Here is an 18,604-nt window from a genome sequence, read left to right on the forward strand (position 1 = left end):
CACGTATGTTCAACGAGAAAAAAGGGCTCGTCTCCAAAGGCCTGACGCTGACGATGGCGCTGTCCGTCGTGCTCGCGGCTTGCGGCACGTCGAAACCGGAGGCTAACAAAACGGATAACGGCGCTGCGGGAAGCGGGGACAAGACGGTCAACCTGACTTTTGCCGTAGAGACGCCGAAGCAGGAAGAAATCAAAGCCGTATGGCAGGAAATCGTCGACGGCTACGCCAAGAAAAAACCGAATGTCAAAATCAAGCTCGACTACGCGCCGAACGACGGCGACGCGTTCCGCACGTGGCTGACCACCGGTCTGATCGGCGGCACCGCTCCGGAAATCGTTCCGAGCCGTTATACGTGGACGCATGAAGACTTGAACAAGGATCTGCTCGTTGACCTGACGCCGGAATATGACAAGCCGAACCCGTACACGGACAATAAAGTGTGGAAAGACACGTTCACGCCGACGATTCTTAACGAGATGAAGAATCCGATATCCGGCAAGCTGTCGGGGGTCGCGCTCCAAACGCTGGCGATCCGCGTGTTCTACAACCAGGATCTGTTCAAGAAAAACAACCTGCAAATTCCAAAAACGTGGACCGAATTCATCGACGTCCAGAAAAAGCTGAAAGCTGCGGGCGTGACGCCTTTTGCCTTCGCCAACTCGAAGCCGGGCGACAACCACTTGCTGTGGGTCGTCAATCTGATGACGAACCAGCTGTCCGCGGAGAAAGTGAAATCGTTCGATTGGAACGCAAACCGTCAGCTGGAGCTGAACGAAATCGCGGGAGCGGTCGATCAAGGCGCCATCAACCTGGAATCGGCGGACTGGAACGCGATGATGCCGATCATCAAGGACTGGTCGCAATACTGGGCCAAAGGCTACAACGGCATGAACGGCGACACTGCCAAAGAAATGTTCATCCGCGGCGACGTAGCGATGGTCATGGCGGGTAACTTCGAGCTGAAGACGATCCAAGACTCGAAGGCGCGTAAATTCGAATACGGCACGTTTGCGCTGCCATACTTGACGAAGAACGAAAATCCGAACGCAGCCGAGAAGTTCTATGAGCTGGGCGGCTATCCGGATATGGTTTATACGATTCCGAAGAAGGTAACCGGCGACAAGCTGGAAGCGTCCGTAGACTTCCTAAAATATTTGTCTTCGCCGGAAGTTGCAACGATCATGGGCAACAAAATGTACACCGCGACAACGCTCGTCAATGTTAACCTGCCGGATCACCTGAAAGGGTTCCAGTTCGTAGGTGACCGGATTTTGGTCAACTTCTATGCCGCGCATATCAGCAAAAAGCTGAATGAAGATCTGGTGCGTATCGGTCAGCTGTATCTCGAAAATTCGGTCACGATCGACAAATTCACGACCGAAATGCAAAATACGCTGAAGAAGGACATGGCGGATGTCATGAAGGCCAACAACTGGAGCAAGGACAACCAGTACGGAACGAAAAAATAAGACGTTCGTTTGATTGCCATACTGTACCCTGCGCTGCGGTGCGCAGGTGTATGAGGCCGTAGAACGAAAGCGGAATCGATTGAGAGTGTAGAAGAGGGTAGAACGAAAGCATAAACGATTGGGTTCGATCGCCGGCATAGCGCCGGCCGCTACGCGCGCAGGGGACTGTGAGCGTCGTGCCGATCCGGCCTCGACGCCCCCTGTCCGCCGCCGCTTGCGGCAGCGGACAGGGGGTATCGTTTGAAGCGGGCTTTATGAAATTGCGAATGGAAAATGAATCCACCGATCGGAGGGGAACGACGGATGAACACCATCGTTATCGTTTGCGACACGCTGCGTGTCGATCATTGCGGGCCTTATCACCAAGGGCGTCCGCTCAACCAAGTGATGAGCGCGGAACAGCCGGACTGGATCGTGCCGACGCCGAACATGGACCGGCTCGCCCAGCGGGGAACGGTGTTCGACCGCGCCTGGGCCGGGTCGACGCCCTGCATGCCTGCCCGGCGGGATATTTATACCGGGCGGTACGAGTTCCTGGAACGCGGCTGGGGGCCGCTTGAGGAGGGAGACCTCGACCTGCCGCGGCAGGTGTCGGGTCCGCCGAATCAGTCGCTGACCTGGCAGCTGCGGCAAGGGTATCCGGTCAGTTATATGGTGACGGATCATTTTCACCTGTGGGAGCAGGGAGCCGGCAATTACCATATGGGCTACACGGGCTTCGAATTCGTGCGCGGCCATGAAGCCGATGCGTGGCGGACGGATCCGGTCGAATTTCCTTGTCCCGACCCGGTCGACCATAAAGTGGAGCGGCATCACCGGAACGTCCATTTGACGCGGAAGACGGAAGAAGATTATTTCTGCGCGCAGGTGTTTACGCAGGCTGCCGATTGGCTCGAAGCGAACAATGCGCATCGGGATTTCTACCTGCATATCGATTGCTTCGATCCGCACGAGCCGTGGGATCCGCCGGAGGAGTTCCTGAAAATGTTCGATCCGCGAGGCTACGACGTAGATAGCTGGACATCGATGGTCCCTTATGACAAATGGGACAACCACTATACATCCGAGCAACTGCGTCATGTGCAGGCAAGGTATGCCGCCATGGTCGCGTTAACCGACAAATGGCTCGGCAAGCTGCTAGACAAGGTAGACGAGCTCGGTCTGTGGGACGAAACGATGATCGTCTTCACATCGGATCACGGCACGTACAACGGGGACCACGGCCGCATCGGCAAGCTGCAGACGCATCAGCACGACGCGTGCGGACATATTCCGTTCATCGTCGCGCATCCGCAGTATGGCAAGGGCGAACGGCGCAGCCAGCTCGTGCAGCTCGTCGACATTTACCCGACGGTGCTTAGTGCCGTGGGCCGTCCGTGTCCGCCGGACCGGCACGGCGTCGACCTGCTGCCGGTGCTGCAAGACGCAGGGGCGGTAACGCGCAGCCATGCGATTCTCGGGATGTTCGGCCGCAGCGTAACGCTCACGGACGGGGATTGGATTTTGCACCAATCGCCGGTGCCGGACAATAAGCCGTTATACTGGTACGGCTACAGCCTCGCCAAGTTTATCCCGTACGATCTTGGACCGTACGAGAACGGGCGGCGGGCGGTCGATTGCCCGTCCTGGCCGACGCCGACCTGGCTGAGCGACAAACGGTCGGACCCGAACGAGCACGTCAACCTGGCCGAGGAGCGGCCCGATAAACTCGTGGACATGCAGCGCGCGCTCGTCAGCAAGCTGCTTGAGCTGGACGCACCGGAGGAGCAGCTCGAACGGCTCGGCTTGAAACAGCGGGCTCGCGTCGAAAAGTAAGCTTAAACTTGCCGTCATAGCTCGAATGTTACCCGGAGCATAAATAGTAGGCTTTTATATTCGAAGTAACTATTGAGCATAAACTTGCCGTTATAGCTGGAATATTGCCCGGAGCATAGGCAGTGGGGGCCTTATACTCGAAGTAACTATTGAAGCATAAACTTGCCGCTATAGCTGGAATGTTGCCCGGAGCATAGGCAGTAGGTTTTTATACTAGAAGTAACTAGAGCATGTAAACTTGTCGCCGCAGGTAACTAAATAGTGATCTTACGTTCATTATTAGTGAATCTAAATTCACTATTGGAGTTCTAACATGACTCCCTAACTCATTTAGTGAATGAAACCTCACTAATAGTGCGTGTTTAAAAAGACCACTTTTCAGAACCGAGAAGGTTGGATGAATCCGAGTAAATCCCCCACAAAGTGAAGCTAATCTTCGTAGCGTTTTCCGATTACTTTGCGGGGAGCCCCGAGGAACGAGGACACGGAGCGTAGGCAAAACCTACGTGAGTACCGCAGTTACCGGATGAATGCAAGATTCGATGTCGAATATCCCACAGTTCTGCTTCGTTATCAAAAGGGGGCTTTTTAAACAACCTCTAATAGTGAACGAGACAGGAATAATAGTTACCTTTGCTTCACTATAGGGCAGCCGGCGCTCTTTTTAAGCCGAAATAGTGAATTGAGCTTCACTAATAGTGAACTTTGGTTCACTAACGGCATGGCTCGGGGCGAACGTTGAACGATTAGCCTTTTAGGCTTTATTTTTGGGAGGTTATTATGAAGAAAGATAGTTGGTTTTGGGATCGGATGCGGCAGGTGCATATCGATTTTCACATGCCGGAGTTTCCGCGGGACGCGATCAAAAACTTCGACGCAAAGTCGTTCGTCGGCCAATTCGTAGAGGCGAAGGTCAACGTCATAGGCGTGTTTACGAAATGCCATTTCGGAAACGCGTTCTATGACAATACGGTCGGGCACAAGCACAGCGGGTTGAAGGAGGACTTCTTCGGCGAGGTGCTCGAGGAAGCGCGCAAGCATGACATCAAGGTCATCGCGTATTACTCGCTCGGAACCGATGCGAAGGCCGTGCTGGACAATCCGGACTGGTATCAGGTGGACGAGTATGGCAAAGTGCGCGGCGCCGAGGGTACCGTGTGGGAGCTGCCTTGCATCAACAGCCCGTACCGCGAGGAACTGGTCATTCCGCAAATCAAGGAAATCACCGAGAAATACGACATGGACGGCTATTTGCTGGATATTCCGTATCTGCACAACCATTACTGTTTCTGCACGTATTGCAAAAAGAAATTCGCCGAGGAATACGGCCGCGCGCTGACGCCCGAGCTGCTTGAAACCGATCGCGAAACGGTCATCCGCTTCGGCATCGATTCGGCGGCGCGCTGCATGGAGGAGATCGCTTCTACGATCAAGCGGATCCGTCCGCATGTGCTCGTGAACTGTAACGGCGCTTGGCGGATGGGCGAGCCTGCCTCGGTCAACGCGACTAGCGATTACGGTCTCTGGGAGTCGCAGCCGTCGGCGACCGGCTCTTTCCATAACCATTCGATCCGCGCCCGGCATGCGCGTACGCTTGACGTACCGGTGCAGATCATGACGGTGCGCTTTACCGAAGGCTGGGGGCTCATGTCGTGCAAAACGGCGGAGCAGCTGAAATACGAATTCGCTACGATTATGGCGAACGGCGGCATTATCAACATCGGCGACCAGGTGCTGCCCGACGGCACGCTGCAAGCGGGCGTGTACGATATCATCGGGGAAGCGTTCGCGTTCGTCGAGGAGCGGGAGGCTTACTGCACCCGTGCCGAGAGCGTTAGGGAAGTGGCGCTGATCGCGAACAATACGAATAACTGGTACCATGACAAAGACGATGCGGCAACGTTCGGAGCTGCTAAAATGCTTCTGGAAGGCCATCATCAGTTCGATATTTACTATAACGACCAATTCCCGGATTTGACCGGCTACCGTGTCGTCGTGCTGCCCGAAACGGTCGAGCTGTCCGCAGAATCGGTCGCGCGGCTCGAAACGTTCGTTGCTGACGGCGGACTGCTCTTGGCGACGGGGGCGGCGACGTACAGCAAGGAACGGCAAAATTTGCTGCTGTCCAATCTGCTAGGCGTTCGGTATTTGGAAAGATCTCCTTATGAGTTCGGCTACTTGACTCAGCATGACGAGTTGTGGCAGGGCGTCGCGAGAATTCCTCAGCTAGTCGAAGCGCCGTTCGTCAAAACGGTGCCGACGACAGCCGAGACGCTAAGCGGCATCCAGTGGCCGCTTACGGTGCCGGCGCCGAACCGGGCTTTCCGTCATCCGATTCCGCCGGGCGGCAACGTCAGCGACTTTCCGGGCATCAGCGTGAACAAGTTCGGTCAAGGAACGGCGTTGTATATCGCTGCTCCGGTATTCAGCTCGTATTGGCATTCGAATCATTTCTGGGTGCGGCGAATCGTGAACAATCTGCTGAGCCGCTACTACGACAAGTACGTGGAAGTAGCCGCGCCGACGCATATCGAGACGAACGTTATGCGCAAGGACGGCAAGACTTATCTGCATGTCATCAACTTCCAAAGCATCCATGCCGGCGAGAAAAGCACGGCATACTACAATCCGATCGAAGACATTACGCCGGTGCATAACATTCAGGTCCGCATCCGCGACATAGCGCTTAGCCAGGCTGTCGTGCGGCCCGAGAACGAAGCCCTTGCCGTCGAGCGGTTCGACGACGGAATCGGTTTTACCATTCCGAAGGTACACATTCATACGATCATTGAATTAAGCTAGCTTAGCTGTAAGTGAAACTCTCCTGAACCAAAGCCGACGGCAGCTGCCGCCGGCTTTTTTGCACGGTACGTCCCGTGTGGGGACATCTCACGGATGGAAGTCCCTACCGAACAAGGCTAGCCGTCGCTACTTTTCTTCACCTCATAAATAGCCAAACGAACAGACGAAACCTTTCAAAGGAAAAGGGCACAATAAATAAGATTGCCTATTGACAAGGAAAATAAAAATAATCCATAATATACATATGAACGATTGCTCATATATTAAAACGTACCGAACAATGCGAGAGAACAGCATCGTTGGAGCGACGGTAAAGGGAGGCCCTTCATGATGGGGAATAATGATCACACTCACAACGATAATCGTGGCCGCAATCATAGCAGCGGCGAGAATAACAAGGGCGACAGCCACGGCCATAACCACGGGAGCGCCAAAGGTCATAGCCACGGTAATAGCAAAAGCCATAGCCATGGGAATAGCAAAGGCGATAGCGCCAGCCATAATCATAACCACAGCCATAACCACAGTCATAGTCACGGCCATTCGCACAGCCATCACGGCCACAGCCATGCTCAAGATTTTGTGCGGGACGGCAACAAAAAGGGCTTGATTATCGCCCTTAGCATCACGGCTGTAATCATGGTGCTGGAGTTTGTCGGCGGTCTCTGGACGAATAGTCTTGCCTTGTTGTCCGACAGCGGTCATATGCTGAGCGACGCAAGCTCGCTCCTGCTCAGTCTGCTGGCGATGATAGCGGCTGCCAAAGCCGCTACGCCGCGCAAATCTTACGGCAATCACCGCTTCGAAATATTGGCGGCGTTGTTCAACGCGGTTACGCTGTTTGCGATTGCAGGTTTTATCATTTACGAGGCGGTGCACAGATTCATGGAGCCGCCCGTCGTTTCAAGCGGCTCCATGATGGCGATCGCCGCCGTCGGTTTGCTGGCTAATCTGGCCAGCGCTTGGCAGCTTATGCGCAAGGGAGACGTCGAGCACAACATCAACATGCGCAGCGCGTACCTCCATGTGCTCGGCGACGCGCTCGGTTCGGTCGGAGCGATCGCGGCAGGACTCGTCATGATGCTGACCGGCTGGTATGCGGCGGATCCGATTATCAGCGTGATCGTCGCGCTGCTAATTTTGAAAGGAGCATGGGGCGTGCTTTCCTCGTCTGTGCACGTATTAATGGAAGGAACGCCGGCAAATGTCGACCACGACCAAGTAAAACAATCGCTTATGCAGCTGCCGGGCGTTCGCGACGTGCATGACCTGCATATATGGACGATCACATCCGGCCTGGTCGCCATGACGTGCCACTTGCTGGTCGATGACGAGGCGGACAGTCAGGAAGTGCTGCACCAAGCTTTGCATCTGCTCGAGGACGATTATGGGATCGGACACGCGACCGTGCAGGTGGAAACCTCACGTATCCATCATAGTAAGCTGTGCAGCATTTAACGAAAATAGCCCGGACATCAGCCGTTTGATGTTCCGGGCTATCTTTGTGCGGTAACCGGGATGTCTATGCCATAGGGCAGCTGCAAGATTATAGGATGAGCAAGAGAGTTCCGCTTTTGTGCGAAAGTAACCGAAGGTTAAAGATGTCCGGCAACAGATCCGAGCCGATCTCGAGGATTGGTTAATATGGTTAATTGTGGTATCGTTTGGGTAACCGAATTTAGGGAGGTTATACCGCATGAACGAGGACAAAAATAAAATAGCATCCATTTTATTTGCCATAGGCATTATTGAAATGATTCTAAGCTTCGCTATCGGCATCGTCACAGGGTCGACCGCCAACAAGTTCATACCCGGATTCGCCTTGTTTACGGCTCTCCCGTGGTGGATCGGCGGATTTATTGCCGGCATGCTTTTTATCGGGTTTTCGGAGATCATCAAGCTGCTTCATCAAATCAACAGCAAGCTCGGCGGCAGGGGGATTCCGAGTAGGCTTAGGGCCGCAGGCCGGAAGGAAGCGGGGAGCAGCGGCGCCGCGCATGTTTCCGGAACGGAGCAAATTTTTCGTTTGCTTGTCATCAAATACAAGGAACGAATTTTTCAAGGCTTCCTTACGATCAGCTCGGAGCAAATCTCGATATTCGAGCAAAATGCAAATAGCTTAATGCCTCTTAAAAAGAAATGCATCGATATTCTTAAAGAAGACGTCGATGGGGGAGAATACAACCAAGCCAATAACGGGATTACGATTCGCTTTTTGAATGGCGAACGGGGGATGGAAAGCATCGAAATCACGACCTTTTCCGAAAAGCAGACGGACGACATGATTCGGATCGTTAACGAATTGGCCGCGCAAAGCCGGATGGAAACGTAAAAAACCCGCAGCGGGGAACGCCTCATGTACATAGAAGGAGAGATCGTGAAAATGAACGCCGTTAAGGAATTAGAGAATCTGCTGCAAGCTGTACCGCAAAAAATTCGCGAATTCACTGGCGATGAGCTCGCCCGCCCTATTTCGGAAGGGAAATGGTCGCGTCTTCAGCTCTTGGGACATCTATGCGATTCCGCTATCAACAACCTGTCCCGGTTCATTCAGCTGCAATACCAGCAGGAACCGCTGCTCATCATCCCCTACAAGTGCGTGTTTAAAAAGGCCGTTTTTCAGAACCGAGAAGGTTGGATGAATCTGAGGAACGAGGACACGGAGCGTAGGCAAAACCTACGTGAGTACCGCAGTTACCGGATGAATTCAAGATTCGATGTCGAGTAACCCACTGTTCTGCTTCGTTATCAAAAGGGGGCTTTTTAAACTACCTCTATAACCAGGAAGCTTGGGTGAGCGTTCAATATTATAAGGAAGCGCCGATCGAAGATGTGCTGGAGCTGTGGGTTAGTCTTAACCGGTCGGTCCTGCGTGTAATCGGCAGCTTGCCGGAAACGAGTCTGGCTCGCAGTTGTCAGCTTCCTGACGGAAGTTTGGTAACGCTTGGATGGCTGATCGATGACTATTTGGTGCATATGAAGCACCATTTGCGGCAAATATTTAACGAGTAGCTGAAATTGCTCCAAAAACGCGGGTGTATTCCAAGTTAGGCGGAACGCAGGTACGCTATTTGCAGGCTTTCACTTTACATCGAGTCTTCTGCGGAACGAGCGTTCGCTATTTCGGCGATTTTATGTCAAATACCGTTCAGATTATGCGAATAAGGTTCTCTAGTTCCGCGAGACGTCGATCAACGAGCTGCTATCGGGAAATAAGGTACTGTCGTTCCGCAGCTAAGCGGCTATTTCTGAAAGCCTATCCCCGGGAAATGACGAATGCGTGTAACCGAAAAACCTCCATTCCGCTGCGCTTAGCGAAAGGAGGTTTTTCGTACTTCTGCCGGTGATGGTTTCTCATAGGAACGCGACGTTTCCATTGCCGTTTCGGAAAGCTGAAATCGTTCCGAGCCGCCACTAGAGGCTACGAACGCTACTCCCTCGCCGATGCGGATGCCGATAAAATTTCGTCCGCCGATGAGCTGATATGCTCGAATGCGGCTTGCAGCTCTTGAATGCTAGCGGCATGCTCCTGAAATTTGGCGGTAATTCCTTGGATGGATTTATTCATCTGTTTGATGGCATGCTCAATACGGTCGAGCTCGCCGTCGATCGTAGCGACCGAGTTTTTGCTCTGCTCGGCCATTTTGCGGATTTCGCTGGCGACGACAGCGAAGCCCCGTCCTTGCTCGCCGGCGCGTGCGGCTTCGATCGCTGCGTTCAAGCCGAGGAGATGGGATTGCTCCGAAACGTCTCTCACGATCTGGCTCACCGATCGGATCTTCTCGATTTCCTGCAGCATGTTCATCGAATCGGCAGCCAGCTTGTGGACTTCCGCCGCCATTTCCGAGGATGCGCCGGACAACTGGTCCGTAGTCGCCGTCATTTCCTCGGCGGATGCCGCCAATTGCGTCGAGATGCTGCGCAGCGCATGCACTTTTTCGGTGGTGGTCGAAACGGTCAGAACGCCGACGACGCTGCCGTCCTCCCAAATAGGCGTTGCGGTAGCCACATACGGAAAACCAAACGTTTCCGGCCCTCTTTCCTCCTGAAACGTTTGCTCCTGCAGCAGCGCCTTCTCGGTAATCGAGTTTTTGATGACGGTGATCGGGGCGCCGAGCGGGATTTTAACCTCCAGCCCTTTGATCGGCAAATACCCGACAAACTTCTCCCGGTCCGTAACCGCGATTATCGATTCTTCAGCCAGCGCCTTTTGGAACGTTTCCATTGTATTCAGTATTTGTTGCAGCTTATCCGACACGCTCATCACCCCATCGTAGGTTTGCACATTCGCTGTCCCGGTAACAGGCAGGCCGTATCCCGAAAAAGACATTACTCATTATATCGGTGTAATCCGATCCCATTTGAATATATAAAGATCGTGAAGCAAACGGGACTATTTGGCCGTGAGGTTCACTATTTCGTATGAAGGGGCGTGTTTGGCTCGGATCATGAATGTAGGTTCACTAATTGTGAACCTACATTCACTATTTTGCTCAATCTGCCCCTTTCGGGGCAGATAGTGAAGCAAACGGGTCTATTTGATCGTAAGGTTCACTAATAGTGAAGCTTTCTTCACTATTTCGTATGAAGGGAAGGGGCGGGCTTTGGCTCAAATAATGAGCTTAGGTCCACTAATTGTGAACCTAATTCACTATCCTGTCCAGTACACTCTCTATTTGTGATTGTTCATACGAAGAGGCTGCCCTCCGCCATTTTCATGGCTTCTCTGGCAGCCCCGCTAATATGCTCTACGCAACTCCGTCCGAGACTTTATATGGCCGTGCTGGCAGATCCGGCAAACGCAGTGCAGCGCCTAGGACACATAGCCCTTGCGGCCGGCGCTGAAACCGAAGAACAGCAGCAGCCCGGAGACCGCAACCAGGAGAAGCAGCGGAAACGTCCAGCCTCCGGTCGTATCGTGCAGAAGCCCGAACAGCGTCGGCCCCGCCGCCGCCAGCAAATAGCCTGCGGATTGCGCCATGCCGGACAGAGAGGCAGACTGTTGCGCGTCGCGGGAACGAAGGACGATGAACATCATCGCCAAGCTGAACGACCCGCCTCCGCCGATTCCGAGCAGGGCGAACCAAAGGATGGCGAGCGTCATATTGCCGCTCAACAGGCCGATGACGCCAATGGCGAAGCAGCCTGCGGCGATGGCTACAAGGCCTCTTTGGCTGGAAAGACGGGCGGCAATCAGCGGAACGACGAAGGAGACGCCGAGCAGCACGAACTGCATAAGCGACAGCATCCAGCCCGCGTAATCGGCGCTGAGCCCATGCTCCAGCAAAATCTCCGGAATCCATGCTACGATGACGTAGAACATGAGCGATTGCAAGCCCATGTAGAAGGTAACCTTCCAGGCAAGAGGCGAACGCCATAAGCCTGCGATGCTTTTTCGCGGCTGCGCAGGGCCGTCTTGCTTCCCCTTGAGCCGGAGCAGCGGCAGCCAAACGACGACGGCGATCAAGGAAAGAATCGCCCAGCAGCCAAGCGCTCCGCTCCACCCGAAGGGGAGCTTCCGCGTCAACGGCATGCTGACGCCGGAAGCGATCGCTCCCCACAAATTCATGGATACGGAATACACGCCGGTCATCAAACCGATTTTGTGGGGGAATTCTCTTTTGAGCAGGCTGGGGACAAGCACGTTGCATACCGCAATCGCCAAGCCGAGCAAGGCGGTCCCGGCGAATAAAGAAGCGATGCCGGGAAGCGAACGAAGGACAATACCCGCGGTCAATACGACCATGCCAGCGAACAGGGTGACCTCCGTGCCGAACTTGCCGGCCAGCCTCGGGGCAAATGGAGAAAGAAGCGCAAAAGCGAGCAGCGGCAGCGTCGTTAAAAATCCGGCCATCGTGTGAGAAATGCCGGTAGTACCGCGTATTTCGCCGATAATCGGACCGACCGCCGTAATGGGTGCACGAAGATTGGCCGCTACCAGCATGATGCCGAGGACGAGAAGCCCGATCGATGTGGCGTATGTTGAAGTAACAGTAACGTTCGGTTGTAAACTTGATGCTGTTTTCTGTGTCATCTCAGATGCTCCTCATCATTGTCGTTCGCGACAGCTGTCAGAGACAGGTCGATTATCGCGCGTACGGCCTCCGCCGCATCGTGCGGGCGCTTGGCAGCTATGGCCTCGACGAGCCTGCGGTGCGTTTCCACATGGCAGCGGGCAGGGGAAAGCCGGTCCAAAGCGCTGCCTATCGTGAGGCGCACCGCATTATTTATATGCCCGTACAGGTCGCCGAGAACGGAGTTTTGGGCTGCGTCGACGACCGTTTGATGCAGGCGGAAATCCGCCTGCACGTACGCCTCGAGATCGCCGGCCTCGGTAGCTTCGCCGCAGAGCCGCAAGCATTCCCGCATGGTTTCCAAATGCTCGGGGCTGCGCCGTTCGGCAGCCAGCCGGGCAGCCTCCTGCTCCAGTGCTTGACGAACTTCCAGCGTTTCTTCCATTCTGGAGCGCTGGAGCCGCCTAGCGATGACGGGACCGAGGCTGCTGGACGCGCATACGTATGTGCCGTCGCCCGGACGCGCTGCCAGAAGTCCCGCGTGAATCAAGGCGCGCACTGCTTCGCGCACCGTATTCCGGCTGACCCCGAGCTGCTGCACCAGCTCCGGTTCCGCGGGAATTCGCGTTCCGACGGGCCATTTGCCAGCTTCTATATGAGCTTCCATTTGGGAAGCGACTTGTTCGACGAGCGTTGTGCGCGATGCTTGTTTTAGTTCCATACAATCACAAACCTCCAAACATAGGATGTTTAAAATGTCTGATGTTTACTGTACGCTTATTCGAGTGAAAAGACAAGTTCGAATTGATTTGAAGACGCACCTACGGCTTCCGGTGGATCGCCAGCGCAGCCTCTGCACGGGCATACGAACAGAACCGCGAGTATCTTCCTTGCTCCCGCTCAGCTCCCTAGCTCCGCCAGCTCCCTTGCTCCTAGCTCCCGCCAGCTCTCGCCAGCCCCCGCTCAGCTTCGCCGGATTCTACCGGCTCTCGTCAGCCCCGCCAGCTCCCCATGTCTAACGCACCATAACCTTGAACTTGCGAAAAGCTGACGATTGATTTATAATCAGAACGAAATGACCGAAAGTAGTTTTTTGGTCAATCGGTTTCGGGGATAGCTATTTTGCAGGAGGTGATCTCATTCATGTCGGTAGACCGCAGAAAGCAGATCGTCGATGCGGCGACCAAGTCGTTCGCGCTTTTTGGTTACAAGGCAACCACGATGGAGCAAGTGGCCAAGATCGCGGGAGTCGGCAAAGGTACGATCTATACGTTTTTCGCACAGAAGGAAGAATTGTTCGACGAAATCATGCATAACTTCATACTGGAAATGAAGCAGATCGCGGAGAAGACGATCGATCCGCAGAAGCCGCTGTTCGAAAATTTGCATCCGCTGCTTTACGAGCTGCTGGATTTCCGCAGGAAGCATGAGCTGACGATCCGCCTGTCCCACGAAGTGAAGGAAATGGGGACGCCGAAGGCGCAAGAAGGAATGCGGCAAATTGAGCAGGCGATTCTCGCTTTTGTGCAGAAGAAGGTGCAGGAGGCGCTGGATAAGGGCGAAATCAAGCCGTGCGATCCGGAAATAACGGCATTCGTCTTGCTGAAGCTGTATGTGGCTTTCGTCCACGATTGGGAGAAGTTGAACCCGCCGCTTAGCAATGAGAAGATCGCGGCATTGTTCCAAACGTATATCGTAGAAGGATTGGCTGTGCGCTAGCAGCCGTTTTTCTATTCCTATTATGACCGTATGGTCAAAATGGTCATTTAGTGCAAAACAAAGCCATGCAGCGGCTTGACCGAGTGCCCTTAACAAAATAAGCAACGATCTAAGGATAGGAGAGAGAAGAAAATGAAAAGCTTTAAATATGTGATGGTTGAGCTGCTGGCCGTATTACGAAACTGGAAGGTACTGATTCCGGTCATCGGGGTTATCGTGATCCCGCTATTATATAGCTCGATCTTTCTGTGGGCGTTCTGGGACCCCTACGGTAGGCTAAACACGCTGCCGGTAGCCGTTGTCAACGAAGATAAAGGCGCGGCCTTCGACGGCAAGGACATGAAGCTGGGCGACGATTTTGTCGATAAGCTTAAGGAATCCAAGACGTTCGATTGGAAGTTCGTTTCGAAAGAGGAAGCTTTGCAAGGCTTGAAAGACAATAAGTATTATTTGGCTTTTGAAATACCCGGCAACTTCTCGGCCAAAGCGACGAACGTGCTTGACGAGCATCCGGACGCGGCTATATTTACGTTCTATCCGAACGAGAGCTACAACTTCACCTCTTCGCAAATGGGCCGCTCGGCCGTCGAGAAGATGAAGGGCGAGCTGTCCGGCGAGCTGACGAAGGCTTATACGGAAACGATGTTCGCCAACATCCACAAGCTGACGGACGGCGTTTCCCAGGCGGCTGACGGTGCACAGAAGCTTTCCGACGGCACGAAGAAAGTCGAGGACGGCATTGTTCAGGTCAGCGAAAATATTTCGAAGCTCGTTGAGGGCGCGCTTCCGTTAAAGAACGGCGCATCCGAGCTGCTTGGCGGAGCGGTGCAGCTGGAAAACGGTCTGTCGCAGCTGAAACAGGGCGCAGGCCAGTTGACGTCCGGATTGGGCCAGCTGGACGACGGCCACAAGCAGCTGACCTCGGGCGCCAAGCAGTCCGAAGCGGGAGCAGCCCAGTTAAAGGCAGGTCTCGACGGCGCTGTCGAAGGCGCCGGGAAGGTGAAGGCCGGTACGTCCGGAGTTGCTTCGGGGCTGGAGCAGTATGTCGCGGCGCATCCCGATCTTGCCAATGACCCAGCTTTCATGCAGATTGTAGGTACGGCGAAGGCTACGGCAAGCGGAGCCGATTCGCTGGAAGCCGGCCAGAAGCAGCTCGCGGATGGCGCGGGTAAACTCGCGGCGGGCGGACAGCAGCTTAGCGCTGGGATGGACATGTTCGGGCAGAAACTTGGAGAAGCTAAACAGGGCGGGAAAACCGTCGAAGACGGAGCGGGCTCGCTGATCGAGGGCGGCGTCAAGCTGAAGAACGGTCTCGCCCAGCTGGCGGGAGGCGTCACGCAGCTTTCGGACGGCACGATCAAGCTCGAAGAAGGGGCCAAGACGCTGACCGAAGGGGCGGGCACCGTTGCGAGCGGCAGCTCGGAGCTTTCCGGCAAGCTGAAGGAAGCATCCGATCAAACGTCAAGCATCAAAGACAGCGACGAGACTTACGACAAGGTTTCGCATCCCGTGAAGGTCGAGGAAGAAAAGCTGAATCCCGTTCCGAATTACGGAACCGGCATCGCGCCTTATTTTATTTCGCTCGGCTTGTTTGTCGGGGCGCTGCTCTTGACGATCGTATTTCCGCTTACCGAGCCGGCAGGGACACCGAAGTCAGGGTTTGCGATGTTCCTTGGAAAGCTTGGCTTTATGCTCATAGTCGGAACCATTCAGACGGTTATCGTCGACTTGGTGGCGCTGTACGGCATTGGGCTGGAAGTGAAGAGCGTCCCGCTATTCTTCGCGCTCAGCTTGATTACGAGCTGGTCGTTCATGGCTCTGATCCAACTGCTCGTGACGACGATGGGCAATCCGGGGCGGTTTATCGCCATCATCATTCTGATTATGCAGCTTACGACTTCGGCCGGGACATTTCCGCTCGAGCTGATTCCGACGAGCTTGCAGCATATTAACGGCTGGCTGCCGATGGCCTATTCGGTACCGGGCTTCCGGGCCGTCATATCAAGCGGCGATTTTTCGTACATGTGGGAAAATGCTGCCGTCATAGCAGGCTTCGGCGCTGCCTTCGCTCTGCTGACGATGATCTACTTCATGATCACGTTCAAGAAGCCGAAGGCATCAGGCGATACGGCCGTGAGTGCGGCTTAAATGTTGAAGGAACCGTCCCGGCTGGCGCCGCGGGCGGTTTTTTTGCGGTTAGCGGGAAGTACATCGTGGAAGCTGCTGGTAAACGCACCTTGTCCATATAGGATGGAGAACGCCGTGGCGGCACCGCCTTCACGAATGCCCAGGAGTGTCAATCGCCGGACCGCATCGACGTTTTTTGACCGCATCGATTTTTTTCAAAACCCCGTTTACAATCGGAAACGATAAAGGTAAGATTACTGAAATTGCTCGTTCAGGAGGAGCTTATGCGGATCAAGCGGCTGCATCGTATCCAGCTTTCGTACTTGCCGGTTATGTTCGTGGTCGGCCTTAGTCTGCTCTTCATCGCTTATTTGACGTTAAGCGAGGTAACCAAGCAGTCGGCGTTGAAAGCCAATAACATACTGTCTTATAACATCATTCAGACGATCGACGAATCCTTGAAAAGGATCGATACGGCCATTACCGGACAACTGCTGGAGAATGAAAAGATCAGGCGCTTCTTTCAATCCGAATCTATGCAGGACAGGCAGTTTTGGGACTATCAGACTGCGGCTGTTTTGAACGAAATGATGGCCAAATATCCGTTAATCCGTTCGATTAATTTGTACCGGATCAGCGACAATATGGTTTTGACGCCGACGACGTTTACCCGGTTGGATAACTTCGGAGATAAACAATTTATAGGCAAGCAGCTTTCCGCCCTGCATCCGTTTCGATGGACGGAGCGGCGACCGTACGCCGAGCGGCCGGGCGTGACCGAGTCGAATGTGGTCAGCCTTGTCAAATATGCCAACTTGTCCGAAAGAAGTCTGGTTGTCGTGCATGTTGATACCGAACGGTTGAGCCGTTTGATCCGCGATATGGCGGAATCCGGCTTTCAGTATATCGAGCTTTTGGACACGGAAGGAAAGCGCGTAGCGTCTCGGGATTGGGCGGAGCCTTCGAAGCAAGGTCGGGATGCCCGCGAAAACGGGGAAGAATGGTCGAAGGCCAGCTCGGCCTATACGGGGTGGACGGTTCGCAGCGGCGTCTACCAAGGCAGTATTATACAGTGGATTTCCTCCCTCTTCTATGTATGGATTGCGCTCGGTTTTCTTGTCATTGCAGCAGGCATTGCATGGCTCGTTTACGTGACAAGGCGCAACTATCGGCCGATCCAATCGATATCGCAGCGCATGAACGAATATTTTCGGCAGAAGCAGCAGGAGCTAAAGCTGGAAGATCAAGATGATGAGCTGCAATATATCGAAACGGCGATTGAAGAGCTGTTCGATCAATCCAGCCAGCTTTTGGAGCAGAACAAGGAAAACCTTGCTTACCGCAGACGATATGTGTTTTTGCAATTGCTTGAAGGGGCGGTCGCGGGGCAAACGCAGGAGTGGAAAGAAGAGATCGGACAATTCGGCTATTCGCTAGCCGACTGCGGACTGCTGGTCGCCATGATCGAAATCGACGATTACAGCGAGTTCAACGGGAAGTATAACCATCGCGATCAATATTTGCTGAAGCATGTTTTGAACACCGTCCTTTACGAAATGGCAGAACCGGTCAAGTTGCGTATATGGGCGGAGTGGGTAGACCGTCACCAGCTAGGCCTGTTGTTCATGCTGGATCGGGACGGCGGCTTGGAGCAGGACGTAGTCGAGCTTCTGACCAAAATGACGGGATGGACGGAGCGGCATTTGCCGTATACGGTCACGGTCGGCGTCGGGTCTTGCGAGAGCGATGCCGCCAATATCGCCGAATCGTACGAACAGGCATTGGAGGCGCTTAGCTACAAAACGTCGCTCGGGACGAGCCGGCTGATCCGCTCGGAAGATTTTGCCGCAAAGACGCCGTTCGAGCTTGTCAGGCAAACGCAGCGGGTACGAGCTATTTGCCAATCGTTCCGGACGGGCGACGACGAGTGGGAGCGGTATTGGGAAGACATGTTCGGGGAATTGTGGCAGCAACTGGTGTCCAAGGAAGATTTGATCGGCTTGCTAAATTATTTGGTTTACCAGCTTCATAGAGAAATGGCGGAGCTTCCGGAAGAGTTCCAGGCGATCTGGAACGGAGGAGCGCATGCGGAGTTGAACGGGATAACGAAGCAGCGGGAGACGCTGGAATCGATTCGCGAGGAGTATGCCCGCGTCTTGAGGGAAACGGCTGCGAAAATGCGCGAGCTGAGAGAAAGCAAGCACAATCATCACCTGATCCGCAGCGTCAAGCAATATGTGAACGATCATTACAACAATCCGGATTTGTCGCATGCTCATCTGGAGAGCGAGTTCGGTCTGACCGCCAGTTACTTGAGCCGATTGTTCAAAGAGGAATTCGGGGTTAAGTTCATCGATTACGTGTCGCAGACCCGAATCGAGAAAGCGATCGAGCTGCTGAAGGAATACCCGGACAAGACCGTCCAGGCGATAGCGGAGCAGGTCGGATATATGCATGGAATCACATTCATTCGGGCATTCAAGAAATATACGGGAAGCACGCCGGGCAATTTTCGGAAGGACTTGATTTGATAGAAAATAGAATAACCCCTACATTGTCCGTAATTCCGATTAAAGTCGATCCGGTCAAAAAACGTCGCAGCAGCGGCTTCGATTCCTTTCGAAGCCGTTTTTTAATTTTCGTCGATCCGGTCAAAAA

The 18,604-nt window shown here is 54.0% G+C and carries 13 protein-coding genes; 10 read left to right on the forward strand and 3 right to left on the reverse strand.

The features are described from left to right. Nucleotides 1-5 precede the first annotated feature (5 nt). The 7 genes from ACKGJP_RS03890 to ACKGJP_RS03920 all read left to right on the forward strand — a co-directional run bounded on the left by ACKGJP_RS03890 (nt 6) and on the right by ACKGJP_RS03920 (nt 9,098). Nucleotides 6-1,469, forward strand: a complete 1,464-nt coding sequence (locus ACKGJP_RS03890; protein WP_409344378.1) for an ABC transporter substrate-binding protein — start codon at nt 6-8, stop codon at nt 1,467-1,469. Nucleotides 1,470-1,772: 303 nt separating this feature from the next. Beyond that, nucleotides 1,773-3,284: a sulfatase gene (locus ACKGJP_RS03895; RefSeq protein WP_409344379.1), complete on the forward strand. Its 1,512-nt coding sequence runs from the start codon at nt 1,773-1,775 to the stop codon at nt 3,282-3,284. A gap of 780 nt (nt 3,285-4,064) precedes the next feature. Next, the gene (locus tag ACKGJP_RS03900) at nt 4,065-6,086 is read left to right on the forward strand and encodes a family 10 glycosylhydrolase (RefSeq protein WP_409344380.1); all 2,022 of its coding nucleotides are present in this window, start codon (nt 4,065-4,067) and stop codon (nt 6,084-6,086) included. A 327-nt stretch (nt 6,087-6,413) separates the two neighbouring features. Continuing rightward, entirely contained in the window at nt 6,414-7,544 is a 1,131-nt protein-coding gene (locus ACKGJP_RS03905) for a cation diffusion facilitator family transporter (RefSeq protein ID WP_409344381.1), read from the forward strand. Between the two features lie 238 nt (nt 7,545-7,782). Continuing rightward, nucleotides 7,783-8,418 carry a hypothetical protein gene (locus ACKGJP_RS03910; protein ID WP_409344382.1) on the forward strand — a complete coding sequence of 212 codons (636 nt, stop codon included), beginning with the start codon at nt 7,783-7,785 and terminating at the stop codon, nt 8,416-8,418. 24 nt (nt 8,419-8,442) lie between these two features. Continuing rightward, nucleotides 8,443-8,814, forward strand: a complete 372-nt coding sequence (locus tag ACKGJP_RS03915; RefSeq protein ID WP_409344383.1) for a hypothetical protein — start codon at nt 8,443-8,445, stop codon at nt 8,812-8,814. Beyond that, nucleotides 8,799-9,098 (forward strand): DinB family protein, encoded by a 300-nt coding sequence (locus tag ACKGJP_RS03920; RefSeq protein ID WP_409347065.1) that lies wholly within the window; start codon nt 8,799-8,801, stop codon nt 9,096-9,098. The genes ACKGJP_RS03915 and ACKGJP_RS03920 overlap by 16 nt, the downstream gene beginning before the upstream one ends. 418 nt (nt 9,099-9,516) lie before the next feature. On the opposite strand, the gene ACKGJP_RS03925 is transcribed toward ACKGJP_RS03920, so the two are convergent. The 3 genes from ACKGJP_RS03925 to ACKGJP_RS03935 form a co-directional block, all read right to left on the reverse strand. Further along, nucleotides 9,517-10,344, reverse strand: coding sequence for a methyl-accepting chemotaxis protein (locus tag ACKGJP_RS03925; protein WP_409344384.1), 828 nt, complete (start codon nt 10,342-10,344; stop codon nt 9,517-9,519). A gap of 555 nt (nt 10,345-10,899) precedes the next feature. Then, nucleotides 10,900-12,120 carry a CynX/NimT family MFS transporter gene (locus ACKGJP_RS03930; RefSeq protein ID WP_409344385.1) on the reverse strand — a complete coding sequence of 407 codons (1,221 nt, stop codon included), beginning with the start codon at nt 12,118-12,120 and terminating at the stop codon, nt 10,900-10,902. Further along, the gene (locus tag ACKGJP_RS03935; RefSeq protein ID WP_409344386.1) at nt 12,117-12,821 is read right to left on the reverse strand and encodes a FadR/GntR family transcriptional regulator; all 705 of its coding nucleotides are present in this window, start codon (nt 12,819-12,821) and stop codon (nt 12,117-12,119) included. The genes ACKGJP_RS03930 and ACKGJP_RS03935 overlap by 4 nt, the downstream gene beginning before the upstream one ends. A gap of 422 nt (nt 12,822-13,243) precedes the next feature. On the opposite strand from ACKGJP_RS03935, the gene ACKGJP_RS03940 reads away from it, so the two are divergent. The 3 genes from ACKGJP_RS03940 (at nt 13,244) to ACKGJP_RS03950 (ending at nt 18,477) form a co-directional block, all read left to right on the forward strand. Continuing rightward, nucleotides 13,244-13,819 carry a TetR/AcrR family transcriptional regulator gene (locus tag ACKGJP_RS03940; protein WP_409344387.1) on the forward strand — a complete coding sequence of 192 codons (576 nt, stop codon included), beginning with the start codon at nt 13,244-13,246 and terminating at the stop codon, nt 13,817-13,819. A 132-nt stretch (nt 13,820-13,951) separates the two neighbouring features. Next, entirely contained in the window at nt 13,952-15,967 is a 2,016-nt protein-coding gene (locus ACKGJP_RS03945) for a YhgE/Pip family protein (protein WP_409344388.1), read from the forward strand. Nucleotides 15,968-16,230: 263 nt separating this feature from the next. Further along, nucleotides 16,231-18,477 (forward strand): helix-turn-helix domain-containing protein, encoded by a 2,247-nt coding sequence (locus ACKGJP_RS03950; RefSeq protein WP_409344389.1) that lies wholly within the window; start codon nt 16,231-16,233, stop codon nt 18,475-18,477. Nucleotides 18,478-18,604 lie beyond the last annotated feature (127 nt).

The organism is Paenibacillus litoralis (assembly GCF_046244365.1).
GTDB lineage: Bacteria > Bacillota > Bacilli > Paenibacillales > NBRC-103111 > Paenibacillus_V.